This window comes from Rarobacter incanus (assembly GCF_006715765.1).
GTDB classification, from domain to species: domain Bacteria; phylum Actinomycetota; class Actinomycetes; order Actinomycetales; family Cellulomonadaceae; genus Rarobacter; species Rarobacter incanus.
Window position 1 is genome coordinate 530,632 of record NZ_VFNV01000001.1, and the last position, 20,120, is coordinate 550,751.

19 protein-coding genes and 4 tRNA genes are annotated in these 20,120 nt (G+C 64.4%); 12 read left to right on the forward strand and 11 right to left on the reverse strand.

All coding sequences use genetic code 11. The features are described from left to right. Positions 1-5: 5 nt before the first annotated feature. Entirely contained in the window at positions 6-1,736 is a 1,731-nt protein-coding gene (gene ctaD, locus FB389_RS02180) for an aa3-type cytochrome oxidase subunit I (protein ID WP_142111162.1), read from the reverse strand. Continuing rightward, positions 1,736-2,653, reverse strand: coding sequence for an aa3-type cytochrome oxidase subunit II (gene ctaC / locus FB389_RS02185; RefSeq protein ID WP_246043475.1), 918 nt, complete (start codon positions 2,651-2,653; stop codon positions 1,736-1,738). The genes ctaD and ctaC overlap by 1 nt, the downstream gene beginning before the upstream one ends. 278 nt (positions 2,654-2,931) lie before the next feature. Between ctaC and FB389_RS02190 the strand changes: the two genes are divergently transcribed. Next, a complete protein-coding gene (locus tag FB389_RS02190; protein ID WP_142111164.1) occupies positions 2,932-4,032 on the forward strand; it encodes an aminotransferase class V-fold PLP-dependent enzyme in 1,101 nt (366 codons plus the stop codon). 166 nt (positions 4,033-4,198) lie between these two features. Here FB389_RS02190 and FB389_RS02195 read toward each other — a convergent pair whose 3' ends face one another. Next, positions 4,199-4,549 (reverse strand): HesB/IscA family protein, encoded by a 351-nt coding sequence (locus FB389_RS02195; RefSeq protein WP_142111165.1) that lies wholly within the window; start codon positions 4,547-4,549, stop codon positions 4,199-4,201. Between the two features lie 247 nt (positions 4,550-4,796). On the opposite strand from FB389_RS02195, the gene FB389_RS02200 reads away from it, so the two are divergent. Both FB389_RS02200 and rarD read left to right on the forward strand, forming a co-directional pair. Beyond that, the gene (locus FB389_RS02200) at positions 4,797-5,936 is read left to right on the forward strand and encodes a GTPase (RefSeq protein WP_170207835.1); all 1,140 of its coding nucleotides are present in this window, start codon (positions 4,797-4,799) and stop codon (positions 5,934-5,936) included. A 98-nt stretch (positions 5,937-6,034) separates the two neighbouring features. Next, entirely contained in the window at positions 6,035-6,979 is a 945-nt protein-coding gene (gene rarD / locus FB389_RS02205) for an EamA family transporter RarD (RefSeq protein ID WP_142111167.1), read from the forward strand. Between the two features lie 170 nt (positions 6,980-7,149). Here rarD and FB389_RS02210 read toward each other — a convergent pair. The 3 genes from FB389_RS02210 to FB389_RS02220 all read right to left on the reverse strand — a co-directional run bounded on the left by FB389_RS02210 (position 7,150) and on the right by FB389_RS02220 (position 7,432). Further along, positions 7,150-7,224 (reverse strand) — tRNA-Val (locus tag FB389_RS02210). An 11-nt stretch (positions 7,225-7,235) separates the two neighbouring features. After that, positions 7,236-7,306: transfer RNA gene (locus FB389_RS02215), tRNA-Cys, on the reverse strand. A gap of 53 nt (positions 7,307-7,359) precedes the next feature. Beyond that, positions 7,360-7,432 (reverse strand) — tRNA-Gly (locus FB389_RS02220). A 250-nt stretch (positions 7,433-7,682) separates the two neighbouring features. Here FB389_RS02220 and FB389_RS02225 point away from each other — a divergent pair. The 4 genes from FB389_RS02225 to FB389_RS02240 all read left to right on the forward strand — a co-directional run bounded on the left by FB389_RS02225 (position 7,683) and on the right by FB389_RS02240 (position 11,540). Beyond that, on the forward strand, positions 7,683-8,711 hold the full coding sequence (locus tag FB389_RS02225) for a chorismate-binding protein (protein ID WP_142111168.1): 1,029 nt from the start codon (positions 7,683-7,685) through the stop codon (positions 8,709-8,711). Further along, positions 8,708-9,580 carry an aminotransferase class IV gene (locus FB389_RS02230; protein ID WP_142111169.1) on the forward strand — a complete coding sequence of 291 codons (873 nt, stop codon included), beginning with the start codon at positions 8,708-8,710 and terminating at the stop codon, positions 9,578-9,580. The genes FB389_RS02225 and FB389_RS02230 overlap by 4 nt, the downstream gene beginning before the upstream one ends. A 166-nt stretch (positions 9,581-9,746) precedes the next feature. Beyond that, a tRNA-Val gene (locus FB389_RS02235) sits at positions 9,747-9,821 on the forward strand. A gap of 645 nt (positions 9,822-10,466) precedes the next feature. Further along, a complete protein-coding gene (locus FB389_RS02240) occupies positions 10,467-11,540 on the forward strand; it encodes a PfkB family carbohydrate kinase (RefSeq protein ID WP_170207836.1) in 1,074 nt (357 codons plus the stop codon). Here the strand turns inward: FB389_RS02240 and FB389_RS02245 are convergent. Further along, positions 11,537-12,193, reverse strand: a complete 657-nt coding sequence (locus FB389_RS02245) for a nucleoside/nucleotide kinase family protein (RefSeq protein ID WP_142111171.1) — start codon at positions 12,191-12,193, stop codon at positions 11,537-11,539. The genes FB389_RS02240 and FB389_RS02245 overlap by 4 nt on opposite strands. 145 nt (positions 12,194-12,338) lie before the next feature. Here FB389_RS02245 and FB389_RS02250 point away from each other — a divergent pair, with 145 nt between their 5' ends. Next, positions 12,339-12,734 carry an LbetaH domain-containing protein gene (locus tag FB389_RS02250; protein WP_142111172.1) on the forward strand — a complete coding sequence of 132 codons (396 nt, stop codon included), beginning with the start codon at positions 12,339-12,341 and terminating at the stop codon, positions 12,732-12,734. A 157-nt stretch (positions 12,735-12,891) separates the two neighbouring features. On the opposite strand, the gene FB389_RS02255 is transcribed toward FB389_RS02250, so the two are convergent. Then, the gene (locus tag FB389_RS02255) at positions 12,892-14,490 is read right to left on the reverse strand and encodes an ABC-F family ATP-binding cassette domain-containing protein (RefSeq protein ID WP_142111173.1); all 1,599 of its coding nucleotides are present in this window, start codon (positions 14,488-14,490) and stop codon (positions 12,892-12,894) included. A gap of 119 nt (positions 14,491-14,609) precedes the next feature. On the opposite strand from FB389_RS02255, the gene FB389_RS02260 reads away from it, so the two are divergent. The 4 genes from FB389_RS02260 (at position 14,610) to FB389_RS02275 (ending at position 17,867) form a co-directional block, all read left to right on the forward strand. Continuing rightward, positions 14,610-15,242, forward strand: coding sequence for a biotin transporter BioY (locus FB389_RS02260; RefSeq protein ID WP_142111174.1), 633 nt, complete (start codon positions 14,610-14,612; stop codon positions 15,240-15,242). Beyond that, a complete protein-coding gene (locus FB389_RS02265; RefSeq protein WP_246043476.1) occupies positions 15,239-15,997 on the forward strand; it encodes an energy-coupling factor ABC transporter ATP-binding protein in 759 nt (252 codons plus the stop codon). The genes FB389_RS02260 and FB389_RS02265 overlap by 4 nt, the downstream gene beginning before the upstream one ends. A 146-nt stretch (positions 15,998-16,143) precedes the next feature. Further along, positions 16,144-16,701 carry a hypothetical protein gene (locus tag FB389_RS02270; RefSeq protein WP_142111175.1) on the forward strand — a complete coding sequence of 186 codons (558 nt, stop codon included), beginning with the start codon at positions 16,144-16,146 and terminating at the stop codon, positions 16,699-16,701. 83 nt (positions 16,702-16,784) lie between these two features. Further along, complete coding sequence (locus tag FB389_RS02275) at positions 16,785-17,867, forward strand: polysaccharide deacetylase family protein (protein ID WP_142111176.1); 1,083 nt, start codon at positions 16,785-16,787, stop codon at positions 17,865-17,867. Positions 17,868-17,900: 33 nt separating this feature from the next. Here FB389_RS02275 and FB389_RS02280 read toward each other — a convergent pair whose 3' ends face one another. From FB389_RS02280 to FB389_RS02290, 3 genes are read right to left on the reverse strand one after another with little or no spacing between them, the layout of a single operon-like run. Next, entirely contained in the window at positions 17,901-18,284 is a 384-nt protein-coding gene (locus FB389_RS02280) for a metal-sulfur cluster assembly factor (RefSeq protein WP_142111177.1), read from the reverse strand. After that, on the reverse strand, positions 18,277-18,774 hold the full coding sequence (sufU, locus tag FB389_RS02285; RefSeq protein ID WP_142111178.1) for a Fe-S cluster assembly sulfur transfer protein SufU: 498 nt from the start codon (positions 18,772-18,774) through the stop codon (positions 18,277-18,279). Before sufU ends, FB389_RS02280 begins: the two co-directional genes overlap by 8 nt. Beyond that, positions 18,771-20,078, reverse strand: coding sequence for an aminotransferase class V-fold PLP-dependent enzyme (locus tag FB389_RS02290; protein WP_142111179.1), 1,308 nt, complete (start codon positions 20,076-20,078; stop codon positions 18,771-18,773). Before FB389_RS02290 ends, sufU begins: the two co-directional genes overlap by 4 nt. Between the last annotated feature and the right edge of the window lie 42 nt (positions 20,079-20,120).

The window sequence follows — 20,120 nt, forward strand, 5'->3', positions numbered from 1 at the left end:
TCTCCCTACTTTTCTTTCGCCGTCGAGCGCAGATCAGCTTGGCCAACGACATGCGCCAGCTTGCTCTCATTGTCGGAAGGTACATCCATGGCGGCCAGCGCAGGATAGTGGGCGTCTAGCGCGGGACGCTCGGAACGGATGCGCGGAATAGCGTTGAAATTGTGTCGCGGCGGCGGGCACGACGTCGCCCACTCAAGTGAGGCCCCAAAGCCCCACGGGTCGTCGACCCGCACCAGGGGAGCTTTACGCCACGTGATGTAGACGTTCCACAGGAAGGGAAGAACCGATATGGCCAGGATGATCGAACCGATCGTGGACACCTGGTTCAGCGTCGTGAAACCGTCGGTCTTCATGTAATCGGCGTAGCGTCGCGGCATGCCTTCCACGCCCAGCCAGTGCTGCACAAGGAATGTCGTGTGGAAGCCGATGAATGTCAGCCAGAAGTGCACCTTCCCGATGCGTTCATTGAGCATCCTGCCGGTGAACTTCGGCCACCAGAAGTAGAACCCAGCGAACATCGCGAATGTCACGGTTCCGAAAATCACGTAGTGGAAGTGTGCGACCACGAAGTAGGTGTCAGAAATGTGGAAGTCCAGCACCGGTGAAGACAGGATCACGCCCGTGAGCCCACCAAACAGGAACGTCACCAGGAACCCGAGCGACCATAGCATGGGGGTCTCGAAGGTGAGTTTGCCCCTCCACATCGTCCCGATCCAGTTGAAGAACTTTACGCCGGTGGGGACTGCGATCAGCATCGTCATGAACGAGAAGAAGGGGAGCAACACCGCGCCTGTGACGTACATGTGGTGCGCCCAGACCGTCACGGAGAGGGCGGCAATCGAAATGGTCGCGTAGACCAGGCCCTTGTATCCAAAGATCGGCTTGCGGCTGAATACCGGGAATATCTCGGAGACGATTCCGAAGAACGGCAACGCGATGATGTAGACCTCGGGGTGGCCAAAGAACCAGAACAGGTGCTGCCACAGGATGGCTCCGCCGTTTTCCGGGTTGAAAACCTGAGCTCCCAGAACGCGGTCCGCTCCCAGCGCAAACAGCGCCGCGGCGAGCGGCGGGAACGCCATGAGGATCAGCATCGAAGTGATCAGCGTGTTCCACGTAAATATGGGCATCCGGAACATCGTCATGCCGGGCGCGCGCATGGTCAGGATTGTCGTAATGAAGTTCACCGCACCGAGGATGGTCCCAAAGCCTCCGAGGGCGAGACCGAATACCCACAGGTCACCGCCCACACCGGGGCTGAACGTGGAGTTCGACAGGGGCGCGTAGGCGAACCAACCAAACGCAGCAGCGCCGTCGCGGGTGAAGAAACCACCCGCCGCTATAAGCCCGCCGAACAGGTAGAGCCAGTAAGCAAACATGTTCAAACGTGGGAACGCGACGTCCGGCGCACCTATCTGCAACGGCACAATGACGTTGGCGAATCCGGCGAACAGCGGCGTCGCGAACAGCAACAGCATGATCGTGCCGTGCATCGTGAACAGCTGGTTGTATTGCTCCGAGCTTTGCACGAATTGCAAGCCCGGCTCGAACAGTTCGGCGCGGATGACGAGCGCCATGACGCCGCCGATGCAGAAGAAGATGAACGACGTGATCAGGTACATGTACCCGATCGTCTTGTGGTCCGTCGACGTGATCCACTTGACTACGGTGCGACCGAAGTTCCTGTGCGTGCCCTCAAGGCCTGGAACGGTCTCTACGTTCGCCGCCGCGCTCATCAGCTTTCCTCCACAGAAGTTTCATTGCCGCCATCCTGCAACCTGTTGAGGTCGAGTCCTAAGCGGCCCGTGTGATCCTGACGCTGCTCGTCGGCCCATTTCTCGTAGTCTTCCTGAGACACGACCTTGACGTTGAACAACATCCCCGAGTGCCGCTCGCCGCACAACTCAGCGCACTTACCGGCGTACGTTCCGATGCGAGTCGGTGTCACCTGCCACGTGTTGGCCCGCCCCGGGATCATGTCCATCTTGTCGAGGAACGCGGGAATCCAAAAGGAGTGAATGACGTCACGAGAGTAGATATTGAATTGGACGGTCTCGTTTACCGGCAACACCAGCGTCGGCAACGTCTCGTCGGTTCCCTTGACAATGTTGCCGTCCGAATCCAGAAGCGGCTCATCGAGAGCGCCGACGTTGTCCACTTGCAGGCCGGAGACGTAGAAGTCACCCTGCACAAGGTTGTCTGCGTCGAGCGAGGCCCGTCCCCGCGGCGCTTCCTTCAGGTAGTTAAAGTCCCAGCTCCACTGCTTTCCGATCACCTCGACGGTCAGGTCGGCCTTGGCCGACACGTCCCGGATTGCTAGCTGGTCCTTCACCGTGAAGAAGTACAGCCCACCGATCATAACGAGCGGCACCAACACATACATGATCTCCAGCGGCACGTGATAGCGGACCTGCGTGGGCAACTTGTTGTCGCCCTTGCGCTTGCGGTAGACGATGATGCACCAAATCGTGAGGCCCCAGGTGATGAGACCGACGATCAACGCCGATATCCAAGACCCGACCCACAAGGTCGTGATTTTCTCGGTGTGGTTAGTCACCTGACCGTCGTCGTAGCCGGGAAGGTATCCACGTTTCTCGGCTGCGGAGCACCCGGTCACGGCCAAGAGGCCGACCGTAAGCACAATGGCGCTCACCGATCTGCGCCACCGCCGGGGGGAAGCTGTCTGCGCGTGCAAGCCAGGGCCTTTCACCTCGTGTCCCGCTATATCCGACATGCGGATCGCGGGACCTTTGTCCTCGTCATCACAGAGCCTATCGCGACTAAGGGCACAGGCGACACTCACGACACAGTGATATCGTCCCAGATCACGCCAGTAACGGATTATTCCGACATGTTCACAACACATGGTCTTGGACTGTCAGGAACATCGGGTCCTCGCGCAACCGCCCGCTGACCAGGTAGCGTCGTTCTGTGCACTATCTCGATGCAACCGGGGCGGTCAGGCCTCGTCCCTGTGCCTTTGAGGCCATGCAATCCGGCATCGCAAGCCTGTGGGGCGACCCTCATCACGACCACGCCTACGGGCGCCAAGCACGCCGCGGCCTGGATGCGGCGCGCGAAACGATTGCCGGCGTAGTTGGTGCCAGGCGCGATGACGTCATCGTGACCAGTTCCTTGACGCAAGCCTTGAACACGGTCGTCGGGGCGGCCTCCGCGGCCCGCAGGCGCCGGTTCGGATCCCGCATCCTGGTTCAAGAATCCGCGCGTACCAGCGCGCTGCACGCGGCCTACTATTTCGGAGATGCGCAGACGGTTCCGGTCGACTCCGCGGGGATAATCGATGCAGGTGCGTTGGCGCAACGATTCGCAGCGGGCACGAGTTCCCTGTTCCTCGGCGAACACGCCAACGTTGAATCGGGCGCCATTCAGGATCTGCCAGCGGTCTTCGCCGCCTGCGACGCGGTCGGCGTGCCGAGCGTGATCGACGCGTCGGTCACCGCAGGGCGCCTGGAAATTCCCTCCGGTTGGGATGCGCTGGTATTGGACGCCGGCGAGTGGGGTGCGGGCTTCCGACTGGGCTTCGTCGTGGCGCGGCCCTCCACCCGGCTGCGTCCGGTCTGGCCCCCCGACGCCGAGGCATGGTTCCCCGGGGGAATTTCCGCACCGCTCGCCTTCACGGCGGCGGTGGCGCTGGAGCACGCAGTCGCCGAGCGCGCGGCCGAGCAGGCAAGGATCTTCGCCCTGAGCGCAATCCTGCGAGCCGAATTGGAGAGCGTGGAGGGGGTCTGCGTGGTCGGGCCGCCCGAGCCGAGCCGCCGCATGGCGCACATCGTGTCGGTGGCGCTGCAAGGTGCGGACGGCGAGGCCGTCGCGCGGGAGCTAGGCAAGGCCGGGTACGCGGTCGGCACTGGGTCCGCATGCACGTCAAGCACCATCGAACCCAATCACGTGCTCCGTGCGATGGGGGTGGCATTCGACGGTCACTTGCGGTTCACGCTTGACCACCAAAGCGTTGAGAGCGACGTCGTTGGGTTCGGGCCGGTTCTGGACGGTGTTCTGCGCTCGATCTAGGCCGCGACCGGCGTCCCGCAGGTGCTGTCCGGCCCGCCTGCCCAGCAGGTCCCACCCGCGGCGCGACGAAGCCCGGCGCGGATTTGCACCCGGCCGGGCTTCGAATCGGACTCGCCTCCGCACTCGCACGACGGGGCCGTGCCGGGTTGCTGGTGCCCGGGTTCTTCTAGGCGAATGATCCCCCGCATGCGCAGCTCTCGCCCGCGTTCGGGTTGTCGATCGTGAACCCCTGCCGTTCGATCGAGTCCGCGAAGTCGACCGTCGCCCCCTCCAAGTAAGGAACGGACATCTTGTCGACAACGACCTCGACGCCGTCATAGTCCTTGACCGCGTCGCCGTCGAGGATCCTCTCATCGAAGTAGAGCTGGTAAATCAGGCCCGAGCATCCCCCAGGCTGCACGGCGAGCCGCAGGCGTAGGTCATCGCGGCCTTCTTGTTCCAGCAGCGCGCGCACCTTATCGGCGGCTGCGGGTGTGAGGTTGACGCCGTGGGTGGCGATCTCGGAAATCTCGGTCATGATGTCATTCTCCGGATGGGTTGTGGCGTCGCTGAGCGTGGCGCGCTTATATGTTCGGTAACTGTGCCGATTACCCGGCACACCTACCTCAAGTGTGCCAACAAATTGGCATCGAACGCTATTCCCTGGCGCAGTGTGGCCAGTTTCACCGGTGGCGATGAAGCCGGTCGGTACTACTGTAGTGATCCACTTTGCGATTTCTAGGAACGAGGGCCCCGCTGCGCGGGGCGCGCCCGAGGAGCTGACGATGTTCGGAAAATTCAGTCGTAGCGACGCCAGCGATGTCGCGAATCTGGGGCGCATGTGGGATGAAAACATGGCCTCCATATCGCGTGTCAACATCCTGGTCATCGGGGAAACCGGGGTCGGAAAATCGACGCTGATCAATGCGGTCTTCGGAGCGGATTTTGCTCCGACGGGGACCGGGCGACCGGTCACGGAGGGAGTGCACCAGTATCAGAGTGCCGACGGAACATTTGCGCTCTATGACTCGCAAGGCTTTGAGATTGGAGCCAAAGACTCCCCCCTGGACTGGCTGCGCGGGCACTTCTCAGGTAACCGGGCGGCGGATCCTGCCGACATCATCCACGCCGCGTGGTACTGCGTTTCCGCCTATTCGGCGCGGATGACGGACGGTCAAGCAGCCGTCATAAAGGAATTGAGTTCACTTGGAATTCCCGTGATCCTTGTGATGACGCAGGTGCCAAAGGTCAACGGAGTGGTGATTTCGCGGGCGCTCGCGTTTCAGCAGGCGCTGCTCGACATGCGCCTTCCCACGGCCGACGGCCAGGTGCATTTGACCTGCGCTCTGGCCGATCCGGAACGCGACGAGGAACAATTCGGGCTGCAGGAGGTGGTCGAGGCCACGTCCTTTCGCATTCCCGCAGACCAGCAAACGGCTTTCGTTGCCGCGCAGCGCGTGGACCTCGCTGCGAAGAATCGCAAGGCGCGAACGTTGACGGCCGCCGCCTCGGCCGCGGCGGCTGGTATTGGCGCCGCTCCCCTGCCGCTCGCGGATGCGCCGGCGCTTGCCGCCATTCAACTCGGTCTGATGGTGAAGATCTCGCACATTTTCGGCGTCTCGAAACAGGACACCCAAAAGATCGCATTCGGCACCGGCGGGATCACCACCCTGGTCGGCCGCCAACTCGTGGCGGGGCTCGCGCGGCTCATCCCCGGCGCAGGCAACGTCCTCACCGCGGCGGTCGCGAGCACGCTGACGGGAGCCGTCGGCGAATCCTGGCGCGCCGTGTGCTACAAGGTCGCTACCGGCCAGGTGGATCTGCGCAGCGCGGCCGGAATCGCGGAGGCGGCCACTACCTTTCGCGACGTCTTTGGCACCCGCGTTCGGCTTCCCAACGCTTCGAAGTCGGGTTCTTCCAAATAGCGGTGAGTGGATTCTCAACGCGAGGGCAAACAGCGGCCGTAATATTCCGCGTCCAGTGGGACACTTCGGCGAAATCTACCGTTGCTAACGTCAAGCTGATGCAACCACAGTCAGCTCACCGACCAACGGCTCGGGACATCTCGCTAGGCCTCGCCCCGTACCTGCTGTGGGGAGTCTTCCCGCTCTACTTCCACGCGCTTCAACCCGCGGGCGCCCTGGAGGTAATTGTCCACCGTGCCGTGTGGGGGCTGGCATCGTGCCTCCTTGTGCTCGTATTCATGCGCAGGCTGGGGCAATTGCGACGCGCCATGTCGAACCGAACGATCTTCGCCCGGCTTTCGGTGGCGGGTCTGCTGATCGCGATCAACTGGACGACCTACGTCTACGCTGTGCAATCCGGGCACACCGTCGATGCCGCGTTGGGGTATTTCATCAATCCCCTGGTCACCGTCGTTCTCGGAATGGTGGTCCTCAAGGAGCGAATCACCCGCTTGCAGACCGCAGCAGTCGTTTTGGGCGTCATAGCCGTCGTAATAATCGTGGTCGGGCTCGGAAACTTGCCGTGGGTGTCGCTGGTTCTCGCAGGCTCATTTGGCGCATACGCGCTCGTCAAGAAGGATGTCGCGAATCAGGTCGAACCCATCGAGGGCATGGCCGTCGAGACGATGGCCATCTCCGTTCCCCTGGTCGGCTACTACATATGGCTATTGACCCAAAACCAGACTTCGATTCAAAACTACTCGCCGGCCAATGCGCTGCCTCTCGGGTGGCACGTCGCCCTGCTGGTTGGCGCTGGAGCCGTCACGATGATCCCCCTGGTGCTGTTCGCGGCAGCCGCAAAGAGGCTTCCCCTCACCGTCATCGGGATGCTGCAATACGTCAACCCGATTATCCAGCTGATCATCGGCGTCCTTGTATTTCACGAGGCGATGCAGCCGACCCGCTGGGTCGCCACCGGTGTCATTTGGATTGCGCTCGTGGTCCTGACGGTCGATGCGGTGCGCACTGGTCGGCAAAATGCCCACTTGCAGTCGGCCAATTAGGGACGAGGCCCGCTCTTCGGTCGGCGCGTGATCTCGATACGCGCGCAACGCGCGCAACTCGATCAACGAGAAGCACGGCCACCCGATCAACGAAAAGCACGGCCACCCGATCAACGAACGGCGAGAGGCGCCTTCCCTTTCGGAAAAGCGCCTCTGAACTGCACAAACACTGGTGGGCGATACTGGGATCGAACCAGTGACCCCTTCCGTGTCAGGGAAGTGCGCTACCGCTGCGCCAATCGCCCATTGCCTTGCGAGGTGGAGACGGGATTCGAACCCGTGTATACGGCTTTGCAGGCCGCTGCCTCGCCTCTCGGCCACTCCACCGTGTGACCTGCGCCAACCATCTGATTGGAACCAGTCAGCCAGGTGATCCACCGAGCGGACGACGGGATTCGAACCCGCGACCCTCACCTTGGCAAGGTGATGCTCTACCAACTGAGCCACGTCCGCATGTTGTTGTGGGATCGTTTCCGTTCCCTCAACGCCTCGACTACTTTAGCGGAAAGATCAGCCCGCGTACAACTCGGCGCAATTCCAACAGTTCCGCCCGGTCACCGGGCCCACCGGCACGCATACGCGTCCCAACGCGACGCGCCAGCCCCAGCACGCACCCCACAATGACGCGCCAGCCCCAGCACGCACCCCATAATTGGGTTACCAACGCCAACACATCACCGCTCCACATGAGGAGAACTGCCCCATGGTCGGTTCAGCCCGTTTCGCCGGCATCGATTTCGCGGACATCGTTGAGTCTGTCGACCTAAAGCGGCACCCCGATCGCCTGCAAAACGGCACGTGGTTCGTGGTTGCTACGTTCGAGGGCACCATAACGGGCTGGCGATTTCGCCACACAACTCCCTCGATTCCAAGCGACAACGCCCCCCACAAATGGCGAGGTCCGGCGCCGGGGGCATGGGCCTCGTCCATGGATAAGAAGAGCTACTGCGCGGCAGTCGAAACCGTGCGCGCACACGTGGTCGAAGGCGAGGTCTACCAAGCCAACGTGTGCAGAATCCTCAGCGCGCCGATGCCAGCCGAACCAGATGCAGAGGCGCTGGCGGCCCTGCTCAGCGCCGGGAATCCGGCCCCCTACCAGGGTTACATTCAGGTCCCGGCCGGTCACGGATCCGATCCCATCTGGGTGGTGACCGCGTCGCCCGAGCTATACCTGCGCGTCCGCGGCGCCCGCATCAGTTCTTCCCCGATCAAGGGCACCGCGCGAACCCCTGACGGATTGAGCGACAAGGACCGCGCCGAAAACATCATGATCACGGATCTGGTCCGCAACGACCTGCAACGGATCTGCGAACCGGGCACCATCACCGTCGATCCGCTCCTAGCTACCGAAGACCACCCCGGGCTGACACACCTGGTATCGACGGTGCACGGCGCATTAGCGACGCGCGAGTGGGCAAGGATTCTCGCGGAAACTTTTCCGCCGGGATCGATTTCGGGCGCGCCGAAGGAGGCGGCCCTCGCCATCATCGCGAAGCTGGAGACCGCACCTCGCGGCCCCTACTGCGGCGCCATCGGCGTTATCGATGCGGACAGGGACGAGGCCACCCTCGCCGTCGGGATACGCACATTTTGGTGGGAGCAGCCGGGCGTGATGCGGTTCGGCACCGGCGCCGGCATCACATTCGAGTCGGATGCGGAAGCGGAATGGGCCGAGACCGAGCTGAAGGCCGCGCGCCTGATCGCGCTCGCTAGCGGGGGCACGGTCGCGTGACCGCGGCCCGATTCTGGTTCGACGGGTCGGTGCGCGACGCCGCATTCGTCGCGGCCACCGATCACGGGTTCACCATCGGCGACGGATTGTTCGAAACATTCGTTGCCGAAGGCCAACGTGTTGTGGCCTTCGAACGGCACCTCGAACGCATGGCCACGTCATGCCGCAGGATCGAACTTCCGTATCCAGGTGACGAGTACGTGCGCCGGGCCGTGCGGGAGCTTTTACAGTCCTTTGAACCCGGTGCGCGCGTGCGGGTGCGCGCGACGCTGAGCTCCGGAGACGGTCCGCCGGGGCTCGGCCGCGGCCCTGCCGCACGACTGCTCATCGCGGGCAATCCGGCCCCCGCCCCTGCCGATCCCGTGAACATGGTCACGGTGCCGTGGAGACGTAACCCCGCGGGGGCCCTGAGCGGAATTAAGTCGATTTCGAAAGGAGAGGACGTGGTGGCCGCACAGTTCGCGGCCGCCCGCGGCGGGAACGAGGCCCTGTGGCTGAACACCCACGGCCAGATATGTGAGGGCTCGACCACAAACCTCTTCGTCCTGGCACCGGCCGCCGGCCGGGCACCGAAGCCGTGGAAACTGGCCACTCCCCCATTATCGAGCGGCTGCCTGCCGGGAATCGCTCGCTCCCTGGTCTTGGAGCGGGCCGCAGGCCGTGAATTGAGCGTTGGCGAGGAGACGATGGACTCGTCCATCATTGACCACGCGAGAAACGGCCGCGCCTGGCTCTTCGTGACCAGCGCGGGGCGGGGAATCGTGCCCGTTTCGAGTATTGATGGCGACGAGCTCCCCGCCTGCCCGCAAGCTCCCAAACTGAGCGCGATGTGGGGCCGCATAGCTGCGGGAGCGCTCGAATCCGTGTGACCGCCGGCGGGCGGGGCCCGTCCCGACGAGAACGGTCCGCGCCGCGCCGCCGACGGCGCCTGGCGAGTTGTGCCGCCGCGCCGCCGATTTCTCATTTGCTCCGCGATTGGCGCGCGGGGCCTGTCAGGGGCTACCATGTTTCAGCGTTGCACATTCATTTGTGCGCGGGCGATTGGCGCAGTGGTAGCGCACTTCGTTCACACCGAAGGGGTCACTGGTTCGAACCCAGTATCGCCCACCAGTACTTTGTGCAGTTCAGAGGCGCTTTTCCGAAGGGGAAGGCGCCTCTCGTGCACTACACGTGCAATTAGGTCAGGCCGGTGGCGCCAGGCATGAAGATGCCCCCGTCCCCGCTTATCGCGCGCACCGCCGCTCCCCGCCTATCGCGCGCACCGCCGCTCCCCGCCTATCGCGCGCACCGCCGCTCCCCGCCTATCGCGCGCACCGCCGCTCCCCGCCTATCGCGCGCACCGCCGCTCCCCGCTGAGCGAGTGCGGCGGTTTGAGCAGGGGTCTTGACTGAAAGCGGCGCGCTCGGCGTCTGCGAGGGTGCGCGGAGACGCCGAGTGCGGGGCTTTGGGCCGAGCGCGGTGGTTTGCGCGGGGGTCTTGACTGAAAGCGGCGCGCTCGGCGTCAGCGGGGGTGCGCGGGGACGCCGAGTGCGGGGCTTTGGGCCGAGCGCGGTGGTTTGCGCGGGGGTCTTGACTGAAAGCGGCGCGCTCGGCGTCAGCGGGGGTGCGCGGGGACGCCGAGTGCGGGGCTTTGGGCCGAGTGCGGTGGTTTGAGCAGGGGTTGTGACTGAAAGCGGCGCGCTCGGCGTCAGCGGGGGTGCGCGAACTCGTCGAGTGCGGGGTTTTGGTTCGAGTGCGGTGGTTTGCGCGGGGGTCTTGACTGAAAGCAGCGCGCTCGGCGCGACCAGCGAACGCGCGGGCTACTCGATCATCGAGCAGCGCAATCGGTACAGTAAGCGCGTGAGCCACGAAACCCGCCCGCTGCCCCACGACGAAGATCGCGCCACAGGTGTGCCGGGCCCTGCGGGGCAGCGCAGCGCGCATCCGATCGGACACTTTGTCGGATTGGCAACTCTCGACATCATCCACCGCGTCGAGCACGTACCTGGCAGCGACGAGAAGGTGACGGCGCTGGGCACCACGTTGGCGGCCGGCGGCCCGGCCACCAACGCCGCGGTGGTCTTCGCGGGCCTAGGAGGTCGCGCCACCCTAACCGCATCCGTTGGTGCCGACGCGGCGGGAGAACTCGTCCTTGGGGATCTAGACCGCGAGCAAGTGCGCATTGACCGCGCAGCATGCGTCACCGAGGGAGCACGGACCTCTGTGGCAACGATCGCGGTCACCGCCAGCATCGGCGAGCGAGCGATCATATCTGCCGGCGACGGGGCACATTCCCCCGCGCCATCGACGCGCCCGCCCGGCCTGGCCCGGTACGCCCGCGTGGTCTTGGCCGATTCCTACGAAACACACCTCAGTATCCCGCTGCTAACTGAAGCCAATGCCCTTGGAATACCAACGATCCTGGACATCGGGCGGCGTAAGCAGAACTCGCTGGACCTGCTGGAACTAACGACCCTCGCGATCGTTTCGCGGGACTTCGACCGCGCGCGCTCCACTGCCGCGATATTCGCCCAGATCCACGCTTGCGGGACCCCGTACGTTGTGATTACCGACGGCGACAAACCGATCGAATACTCGATTTCGTTGCCGACGGTGCGACGCACCGGGACCGTGCCGACAACCCGGGTCGAAAACGTGGTCGACACCCTGGGTGCGGGCGACTTTTTCCACGGGAGCGCCGCCCACTTCGTGGCCGCCAACGGCCTCAGTCCTGCCTCGTTCGAGCGGCTGCTCGCCTATGCCGGACGCATCACCGCGCTATCGGTGCAGTCCTTCGGGACACGCACGTGGCTACGCGACCTGCATATGGCCGCGGCGCGGGGGCACTAGCGGGCGGCGCGGATCGCCGCCACCAGGGCCTCGCCGTCGATGCGCATCGTCGCGCGGTCGCGCGTGGCCGCAATGCGCCGGGCATTCGGATCGTCCACGGCATCGATCCAGGCCAGCGCCTCCACACGAGTCCTACCGTGGGCCACATGCCGCGCCATCAGTCGTTCACGCCGCAGTGCGTCTTCGACGTCCAGGTACACCGTCAGGTCAAGCGCATCCGCACAGGCCACCCACTGCCCCTCGGGCAGCAGCAGGTAGTTTCCCTCGACGATCGCCAGTTCGTCGGCGGGGTCAACGCGCACGCGTGCGGCGACGGGCTCGTGCAGCGCCCGATCGTAGGCAGGGGCAAATACCGACGAGTTCCCCCTCTCCCGAACCCTGTGTAGCAGGCAATTGAGCCCTTCCACGTCGAAAGATGCGGGCGCCCCTTTTTGTGCACGCAGTCCCAAAAGGTCCAATTGCTCGTTCGAGAGGTGGAAACCATCCATTTCGATTACGGGGGCCGGAGTGCGACCGCGCGGCGATAGGGCTGCCGCGAGCATATTCGCCACAAAGCTCTTCCCGCTGCCGGGTGCGCCGACGATGCCGAGCAGCAGGCGCTGGTGGTCCCGCGGGGCTGGCAGGGCTGCGCGGAGGCGGGTGAACTCGTCCATATCTTCCTCCTTGCATGCTCAAGGAACTCTCAGCATCTGCCGTCAAAATTGATCCCTGGAATTATCTTGACCGGTTCATTGTTGCAGTATTCGGATTAAAACGGGCGGTTTGTGACCGCCTGAACTACAACGTGCAAGGAGTGGTATGCCTCGCAAACCGACTCGCGAAGAGTTTGAAACCGACGATGGCAGGGTGTTGCGCTACGTCCGGCACCCGCACGGGGGCGGATTTGTATCGCCGAAGGCCGTGGTCGCGCCCGACGCGTGGATTGCGCGGAGCGCCTACGTAGAGGAACGCGCCATCGTCGGGCCGCGCGCCCGTGTCGGCGAGAACAGTTGGATCGAATCCGATGCGCAGGTGGCAGCCGAGGCGATCATCGGAATTGCGGTGCATGTGGGACCGGGTGCTCGTGTCGGTTCGGGGGCGCGTGTCGGGCGCGGCGCGCGCATCGGCGAGCAAGCCGTTTTGCCGGCCAATGTGCAGGTCTCGGCCGATTCGACGGTGCCGGCGAAGGCAGTCGTAGGGAGTCGCGCCGCCTGAACTCGCCGGCCAGGTGGGCCGTCCCCGCCGGTCGAGTGGCGCTGCAAGCGCGTATCGAGATCACGCCCACACCACTCGTTGCTCTCGGTACACGCCCCCGGCGCACTCGATCAACAATGCACGGCGCATTCGATCAACAATGCACGGCGTGGATTCGCTACGCTAGCGCAACTAGTTCGCGGTAGTCGTCGTTCCAAAGGTCTTCGTCGCCGTCCGGCAACAACAGCACTCTTTCGGGCGTCAAAGCGTCCACGGCCCCGACATCGTGCGTCACCATGACGACCGCTCCCTCGTAGGTGCGTAATGCCCCCAGTATCTCGGCGCGTGATGCCGGGTCGAGGTTGTTGGTCGGTTCATCCAGCAGCAGAACGTTGGCGGCCGACACAACCAGCGTCGCTAGGGCTAGGCGCGTCTTTTCACCGCCGGACAGCACGCTGGTTGGTTTATCCGCGTCGTCGCCCGAGAACAGAAACGAACCCAGAACGGAGCGGACCTGGGTGTCCGTGAGGTCGGGTGCCGCGTGGCGCAGGTTCTCGACCACGGTCACATCGTTATCGAGCGTCTCGTGCTCCTGCGCGTAGTATCCGATCTTGAGACCGTGCCCGGGAACGACCTTGCCGGTATCGGGCTGCTGCACTCCGGCCAGAATCCTCAAGAGAGTGGTCTTACCGGCACCATTGAGACCCAAAATAACCACCCGCGAACCGCGGTCGATCGCCAAGTCAACGCCCGCAAATACCTCCATAGAACCGTAGGACTTCGAGAGGTGTTCGGCGGTGAGCGGAGTCTTGCCGCACGGCGCGGGCGCCGGGAACCGCAGCTTTGCAACCTTATCGGTGGCACGCTCCCCTTCGACGCTGGCCCGCAATTGCTCGGCCCTGCGCAACATCTGCTGCGCGGCAACGGCCTTGGTCGCCTTCGCGCGCATCTTTTCGCCCTGCACTGTGAGCGCGGCGGCCTTCTTTTCAGCGTTGAGGCGTTCCTTGCGGCGTCGCCTCTCGTCCTGCTCGCGCTGCTTGAGATAGGCATCCCACCCAAGGTGATACTGGTCGATTTCTCCGCGGTTCGCGTCCAGGTGGAACACCTTGTTGACCACGACTTGCAGCAACGCAACGTCGTGACTGATGACGATCAGTCCACCGGAGTAATTCTTCAAGAAATCGCGCAACCACAGGATCGAGTCGTGATCGAGGTGGTTGGTGGGCTCATCGAGCAAGAGCGTCTCCGCGTCGGAGAACAAGATCCGAGCCAAATCCACCCGTCGTCGTTGCCCGCCGGACAGAGCGCGCAGGGGCTTCGCCAGCGTTGCCTCGTCGAGGCCGAGGTTCGCCGCTATGCGCAGGGCCTCCGATTCAGCGGCGTACCCTCCACCCGCCAGGAACCGCGCCTCAAGCTTGGGATAACGCTCCATCGCCCTATCGTGACGCTTCGCATCGTCGCTGGCCATGTCCTCTTGCGCCGCACGCATCTTCTCGACAATGGCATCGAGCCCGCGCGCGGACAGGACGCGGGCCAATGCCGTTTGCTCAAGATCCCCGACCCGTGAGTCCTGCGGCAAGTATCCGACCGTTCCGCGCACCGTGATCTGTCCCGCGGTCGGCTGGGTTTGCCCCGCCAGGGTCTTGGTCAGGGTCGTCTTGCCGGCACCGTTGCGGCCGACCAGGCCGATGCGGTCACCTGCCTGCACCTGAAAACTGGTTTCGTGCACAAGGGTCCTTGCCCCAACTCGCAACTCAACATTGTTGGCGCTAATCACGTAGACGATTCCTTCAGGCGGTAGATAAGAACTTGTGCGATTGGCACAAACGAGGCCAAGTCTATCGGTCAGTAAGGTGGCAAACGTAGTTTAATTGCACATAAACCGTAGGGAAGATCATGAAATCGACCACTCGTAACTCAGGCCCAGCTTCGCGCACCCCAACGCCGCAGACAGCCACGGTCCGCCGCAGCGCCCTGGCGGACCGCTCGACAAGCACCGCCCTGATTGCCACGTTCGCGGCACTAATAGCGGCGTGCTCATTGCTCACAGGACCTGCCGTCAGCGGTGTCCCGATCACGTTGCAGACCTTCGCGGTATTGCTTGCGGGCGTAGTTTTGGGACCGTGGCGCGGAGCCGGTGCCGTACTTCTGTACATCGCGGTCGGACTAGCCGGACTTCCCGTCTTCGCCGGCGGCAAATCGGGGGTCGTGATGTTGGCCGGCCCCACGGTCGGGTATCTCATCGCATTCCCGCTCGCGGCGGCGTTGGCCGGCTGGTGGATCCACCGCGCCCGGGCCGGGCAGTGGCGCGCACTAGCGGCACACGCCGGATTGGCCGTGGCCGCGGCGACCATAGTGATCTACTCCATCGGTGTTCCGGTGCTTTCCGCACGGGTTGGCATCCCCCTCTCCAAGGCATTCCTGGGGAACCTGGTATACCTGCCATTGGACGCCGTCAAGGCCGCTCTCGCCGCGATAGTCGGGCTTTCCGTTTTGCGCGCCTTCCCACAGTTGGCACGCGCCAAGTGAGTCTCAGCGACCCGCCCGGTGGCGGCATCACATTCGACGGCGTATCGGTGTGGACGCAGGACGCCGCGGGAAACCGCGTCACACCCATCCTCGCCGACGTTTCGCTGTCGCTGACCGCCGCGCGGGTCGCAATCATCGGAGCCAACGGTTCGGGTAAGACGACGCTGGCGAAGTTGGTGGCGGCACTCGTCCTTCCGAACCTTGGGCGAGTGCGCGTCAATGGTGTCGACACGACCGTTTCCGCGCGCGAGGTGATACGCCAAGTCGGTTACCTTTTCTCCGATCCCGACGCGCAAATAATCATGCCGACCCCGCTTGAGGACATCGCGCTAACGCTGCGCTACCGCGGCGTTGGTCGCAAGGAACGCGACCGGCGAGCATTGGAGATTTTGGACGAGTTCCGCCTCGCCGATCATGCCCATCAACCGGTTCAAACCCTGTCCGGTGGGCAACGCCAGCTGCTCGCCCTGGCCGGCGTGCTGGCCGCCGAGCCGGCCGTCCTGGTGTGCGACGAGCCAACCACCCGCCTGGACCTGCGCTGGCGGCACACGATAGTCGAACGCCTGTCTGCGCTGCCCCAGCAGGTTGTGCTCGTCACCCACGACCTAGAGGCCGCGGCAGCTTGCCCGCAAGGCGCCGTGATCGCTGACGGGCGGCTCATCGCCACTGGCAGCGGGCGCGATTGCGTTGAACGCTACCGGGATCTCATCGCCGCGCAGCTCGCCGGCGGCAGCGTGCCGGAAGGCAAGCCGTGAGCAGGCTCGCACCGGCCCCGCGAGCCTCACGCGGCGCCGCGATAGGACCCAGGAGGCGCGGCCCCAACACGCCGGTGTGGCGGGGCGCACTGGGCGCCTACATACCTGGAAATTCGATCCTGCATCGCTGCCCACCATGGGTCGCCATGCCGACGCTGGCGGCCTTTGTCATTGCGATTACCGTGCTCGACAGCCTCGCCGCCTCCCTGATCGCTTTGGGGATCGCCACACTCGCGTGCGCTGTCGTGGGGATGAGGTGCCAAGCGATCGTATTCGCTTGCCTTCGCGCCATGGCCGTGACCGTTCCCGTCTTCCTACTGGCTTGGTGGTCACACTCGTTGGCAGCGGCAGCGCAGACGTCAATCGACCTCACGGCTGCCATCGCCGGGGCGCTCGCCGTCGTCTCCTCGACGAGGGCGGACGACCTGATCGACTCCGCGCTGACCGCCATGGGGCCGCTGCGACGCGTGGGCGTCGACACCGACCGGATCGCCCTATCCGTTGCGCTCATGCAAAGGTCCATACCAGCGCTGGGTGCAACCATGACGGCCGCCACCGATGCCGCCCGCGCTCGCGGGATTCCGCCCAACGCCCGGGTCATCATCACCCCTGTCGCCCTGCGGGCGGTGACCCGCGCGATCAACGTCGGCGAGGCGATCCATGCCCGCGGACTCACCGAACGTTCACTGCCGCCACATGAATAGTTCACCTGAAACGTGTAGCGTAGATGTTTTGGGGACGAGGCCGAATCGCGGACGTTATTGGGGCATAACTGGTGGCACGCAGGATGAGTTTTCGTAACTTCAGGATGGGTCTAGCAGGGGTCACCACGTGCGTGTTGCTCGCGGCTGCCGGCTGCTCCGCACCGGCCTCCGGCCAAAGCGGCACCAGCCATACGGCCGCGGCAACCTCTTCTTCCGCGCCGACCACGGCGCCCATGCAGAGCGAAAGTGACCAGGAGCAGGGCTCGCCCACCGCCGGCGATTCAGCGTCGCAGCCGTCTTCCGCAGCCGAATCCGGCACCGATAGCCCGCAAGACGCGGGTTCGCGGTCGGCGGGCGCCACCGACGATGGGACGGACCAGGGCGGCGCAGATAGTGGTCGTGCTCCCGCCACCACCGACGATGACGATGGGACGCTTGCGGACGCGAAGCAATCGGATGCCGCAGCGTCGGCGGACGACGCATCTGCTGCCAGCACGTCAGCATCGCGTTCCGCGGCCAAGTCGCAGACCGCAAAGAAGCGCATCAATTGCAAGAAGAAGAAGTGCATCGCGATCACCTTCGACGACGGCCCCGGTCCCTACACCGAAAAGCTCTTGCGGGAGCTCAAGGATGCCGAGGTCCGCGCAACATTCTTTGTCGTGGGCAGCGCCGCCAAGAAGCGACCCGGCGTCGTCCGCAAGATCGCGCAGCAGGGGCACGAGGTCGGCAACCATTCGTGGTCGCACCCCTACCTGCCGGGGCTGAGCGCCAAAAAGCAGGCCCAGCAAATCGATTCGACCACGCGCGCCATCACGGCCGCGGGAGTCGAAGCACCGACCCTGCTGCGCCCCCCGTATGGGGCGTTCAACAAGACGACTTCGTCAATCGCGCGCAAGCGCGCAATGTCGCTCGCTATCTGGAACGTCGATACCCAGGATTGGCGAAACCGCAACGCAAAGGCGACCACAAAGCGCGCCCTGAAGGGTGCGAAGCGGGGTGCGATCATCTTGATGCACGATATCCACCCAACGACGGTGAAGGCAGCGCCGACCATCATCAAGAAGCTGAAGAAGCGCGGTTACACCCTGGTGACCGTCTCGGAGCTGCTGGGAAGCCAAAAATCGGGGACCGCCTATTACCACCAGCCGGGAACTCGTCTTTGGTGATCGGTGTTGGGTCACCGACTCTGGCTTTGATGCTTAGACGTTGAATCCGAGAGCGCGCAATTGGTCGCGGCCGTCGGGGGTGATCTTCTCGGGACCCCACGGCGGCATCCACACCCAGTTGATCTCGACGTCGGTGACCACCTCGGCAAGCGCGGTGCGCGCCTGGTCCTCGATCACATCGGTGAGCGGGCAGGCGGCCGATGTGAGGGTCATGTCGATCAGTGCGCGGTTCTGGTCGTCCACGTCCAATCCGTACAGTAGACCCAGGTCCACGACGTTGATCCCCAGTTCGGGGTCGATGACATCCTTCAAGGCTTCCTCGACATCGACCAGGGACGCGCGCGGCGCCCAATCGGCGGCGGGTGCATCCGCGCCGGTCTGCGCGGAAGCGTCCGCGCCGGTGACTTCTTCACTCATTTTCTTCAAACCCCTCGCTGTCAGTCGTTGCGGCCACGATGGCGCCACGCAGTGCGGCCCACCCCAGCAGCGCGCACTTGATGCGCGCCGGAAACTTTGAAACGCCCGCAAAGGCGGCCGCGTCGTCGAGCCGATCGAGCAAGTCATCACCGGCATCCCTACCGCGCGAATCCATCAGTGCCCGGAAATCCCCCGCCACCCCGTAGGCCTGCGCAACCGTGCTGCCCTGCACCAGGTCCGTCATCACCGACAAGGAAGCCTGGGAAATCGAGCATCCCTGCCCCTGCCAGGAAATCGATTCGATGACGGCGTCCTTGCCGTCCCCGCGCAGCGCCACGCGCAGCGTCACCTCATCACCGCACGTGGGATTGACCTGGTGCGATTGACCGGTCGATTCAGCACCGTCGTAGTCCACCAGCCCGCGCCCATGCGGGCTGCGCGCATGATCCAAGATGATCTGCTGGTATAGATTCTGCAGGTCCGCGCTCATTGGCTCACCCCGAAGAACTTGCGCACCCCGGATAGTGCGTCGGCGAATGCGGCCACATCGGCCTCGTCCGTATATACCGACGCGGAGGCGCGTGTGGTTGCAGCCACCCCGAAGCGGCGGTGCAACGGTTGCGCGCAATGGTGGCCGACGCGCACCAGCACGCCCGCATCGTCCAGGTACTGCCCGACGTCGTGGGCGTGCACGCCGTCGACGACGAAGGAGACAACAGCGATGCGGTCGCGCGGATCCGTGGGGCCTATAACGCGCACGCCGGGAACCGCCGCAACGGCGTCAAGGAGCAGTCGCGTGATTGTTCGCTCGTGACCGGCCACGGCGTCCATCCCAAGATGGGAAAGGTACTGCGCGGCCGCGCCAAATCCGATCGCCTGCGCGACCGGCTGCGTTCCCGCCTCGAACCGCTGCGGTGGCGGCGCGTAGGTTGCCTCGGTCATCGTGACCACCTCAACCATCGACCCGCCCGTGGTCACCGGCGGCATCGCCGCAAGCAGTTCCGCGCGGCCCCAGAGCGCACCAATTCCCGTGGGGCCCAGCATCTTGTGCGCCGAAAACGCAACGAAGTCCGCTCCCAACTCGGACACGTTCACGGGCAGGTGCGGCACGGATTGGCACGCATCAATAAGGACGAGCGCCCCGACGGACCGCGCCGCGCGCACCAGCGCCGCGGTATCCGTGATGGCACCCGTGACATTCGACACGTGGGTGAAGGCGACCACCCGGGTGCGTTCCGTTATAATCCGATCGGCGTCCTCGACCGTTACCCGCCCGTCCTCGCCCACGGGAATCCACCGCAAGACGGCTCCGGTGCGGGCGGCCAGTTCCTGCCACGGAACCAGGTTTGCGTGGTGCTCCGCCTCGGTGACGACTATTTCGTCACCGGGTTGCAGCGCGAAGCGCCGCGCGGCCTGTCCCCCGCGTCCCGCTGTCGCGTTCGATATCGCGTACGTGACCAGATTTATCGTCGCCGTCGCCCCCGATGTCCACACGATTTCGCCCGGTTGCGCACCGATCAGTTCCGCGACCGTGGCCCGCGCTCCCTCAAACGCCTCCGTGGCTTCCTGCGCTAGTTGGTGCGCCCCGCGATGCACCGCGGCATTTCGCACCAGGTAGAAATCTTGCTCCGCGTCGAGGACGGGATCGGGCTTTTGCGAGGTGGCTGCGGAGTCCAAGTACACCATCGGACGGTCGCCGCGCAGGCGGCGTTTCAGGAGCGGGAAGTCTGCGCGTATGCGCGCCAACTCGGCGGCGCTGAGCGCGGCGGGCGGTTGCGCGGGTGATGTCGCCATGAGGGTCTGCGATTCTGACGTGGCCGGAGTGGTTGTTGGGGC

Bases quoted from the DNA above. Each gene is read 5' to 3' on its own strand.
- ctaD (WP_142111162.1), bottom strand. From the start codon at position 1,736: ATGAGCGCGGCGGCGAACGTAGAGACCGTTCCAGGCCTTGAGGGCACG.
- FB389_RS02195 (WP_142111165.1), bottom strand. From the start codon at position 4,549: ATGACCGAGATTTCCGAGATCGCCACCCACGGCGTCAACCTCACACCC.
- FB389_RS02200 (WP_170207835.1), top strand. From the start codon at position 4,797: ATGTTCGGAAAATTCAGTCGTAGCGACGCCAGCGATGTCGCGAATCTG.
- rarD (WP_142111167.1), top strand. From the start codon at position 6,035: ATGCAACCACAGTCAGCTCACCGACCAACGGCTCGGGACATCTCGCTA.
- FB389_RS02225 (WP_142111168.1), top strand. From the start codon at position 7,683: ATGGTCGGTTCAGCCCGTTTCGCCGGCATCGATTTCGCGGACATCGTT.
- FB389_RS02245 (WP_142111171.1), bottom strand. From the start codon at position 12,193: ATGGACGAGTTCACCCGCCTCCGCGCAGCCCTGCCAGCCCCGCGGGAC.
- FB389_RS02250 (WP_142111172.1), top strand. From the start codon at position 12,339: ATGCCTCGCAAACCGACTCGCGAAGAGTTTGAAACCGACGATGGCAGG.
- FB389_RS02260 (WP_142111174.1), top strand. From the start codon at position 14,610: ATGAAATCGACCACTCGTAACTCAGGCCCAGCTTCGCGCACCCCAACG.
- FB389_RS02270 (WP_142111175.1), top strand. From the start codon at position 16,144: ATGCCGACGCTGGCGGCCTTTGTCATTGCGATTACCGTGCTCGACAGC.
- FB389_RS02275 (WP_142111176.1), top strand. From the start codon at position 16,785: ATGAGTTTTCGTAACTTCAGGATGGGTCTAGCAGGGGTCACCACGTGC.
- FB389_RS02280 (WP_142111177.1), bottom strand. From the start codon at position 18,284: ATGAGTGAAGAAGTCACCGGCGCGGACGCTTCCGCGCAGACCGGCGCG.
- sufU (WP_142111178.1), bottom strand. From the start codon at position 18,774: ATGAGCGCGGACCTGCAGAATCTATACCAGCAGATCATCTTGGATCAT.
- FB389_RS02290 (WP_142111179.1), bottom strand. From the start codon at position 20,078: ATGGCGACATCACCCGCGCAACCGCCCGCCGCGCTCAGCGCCGCCGAG.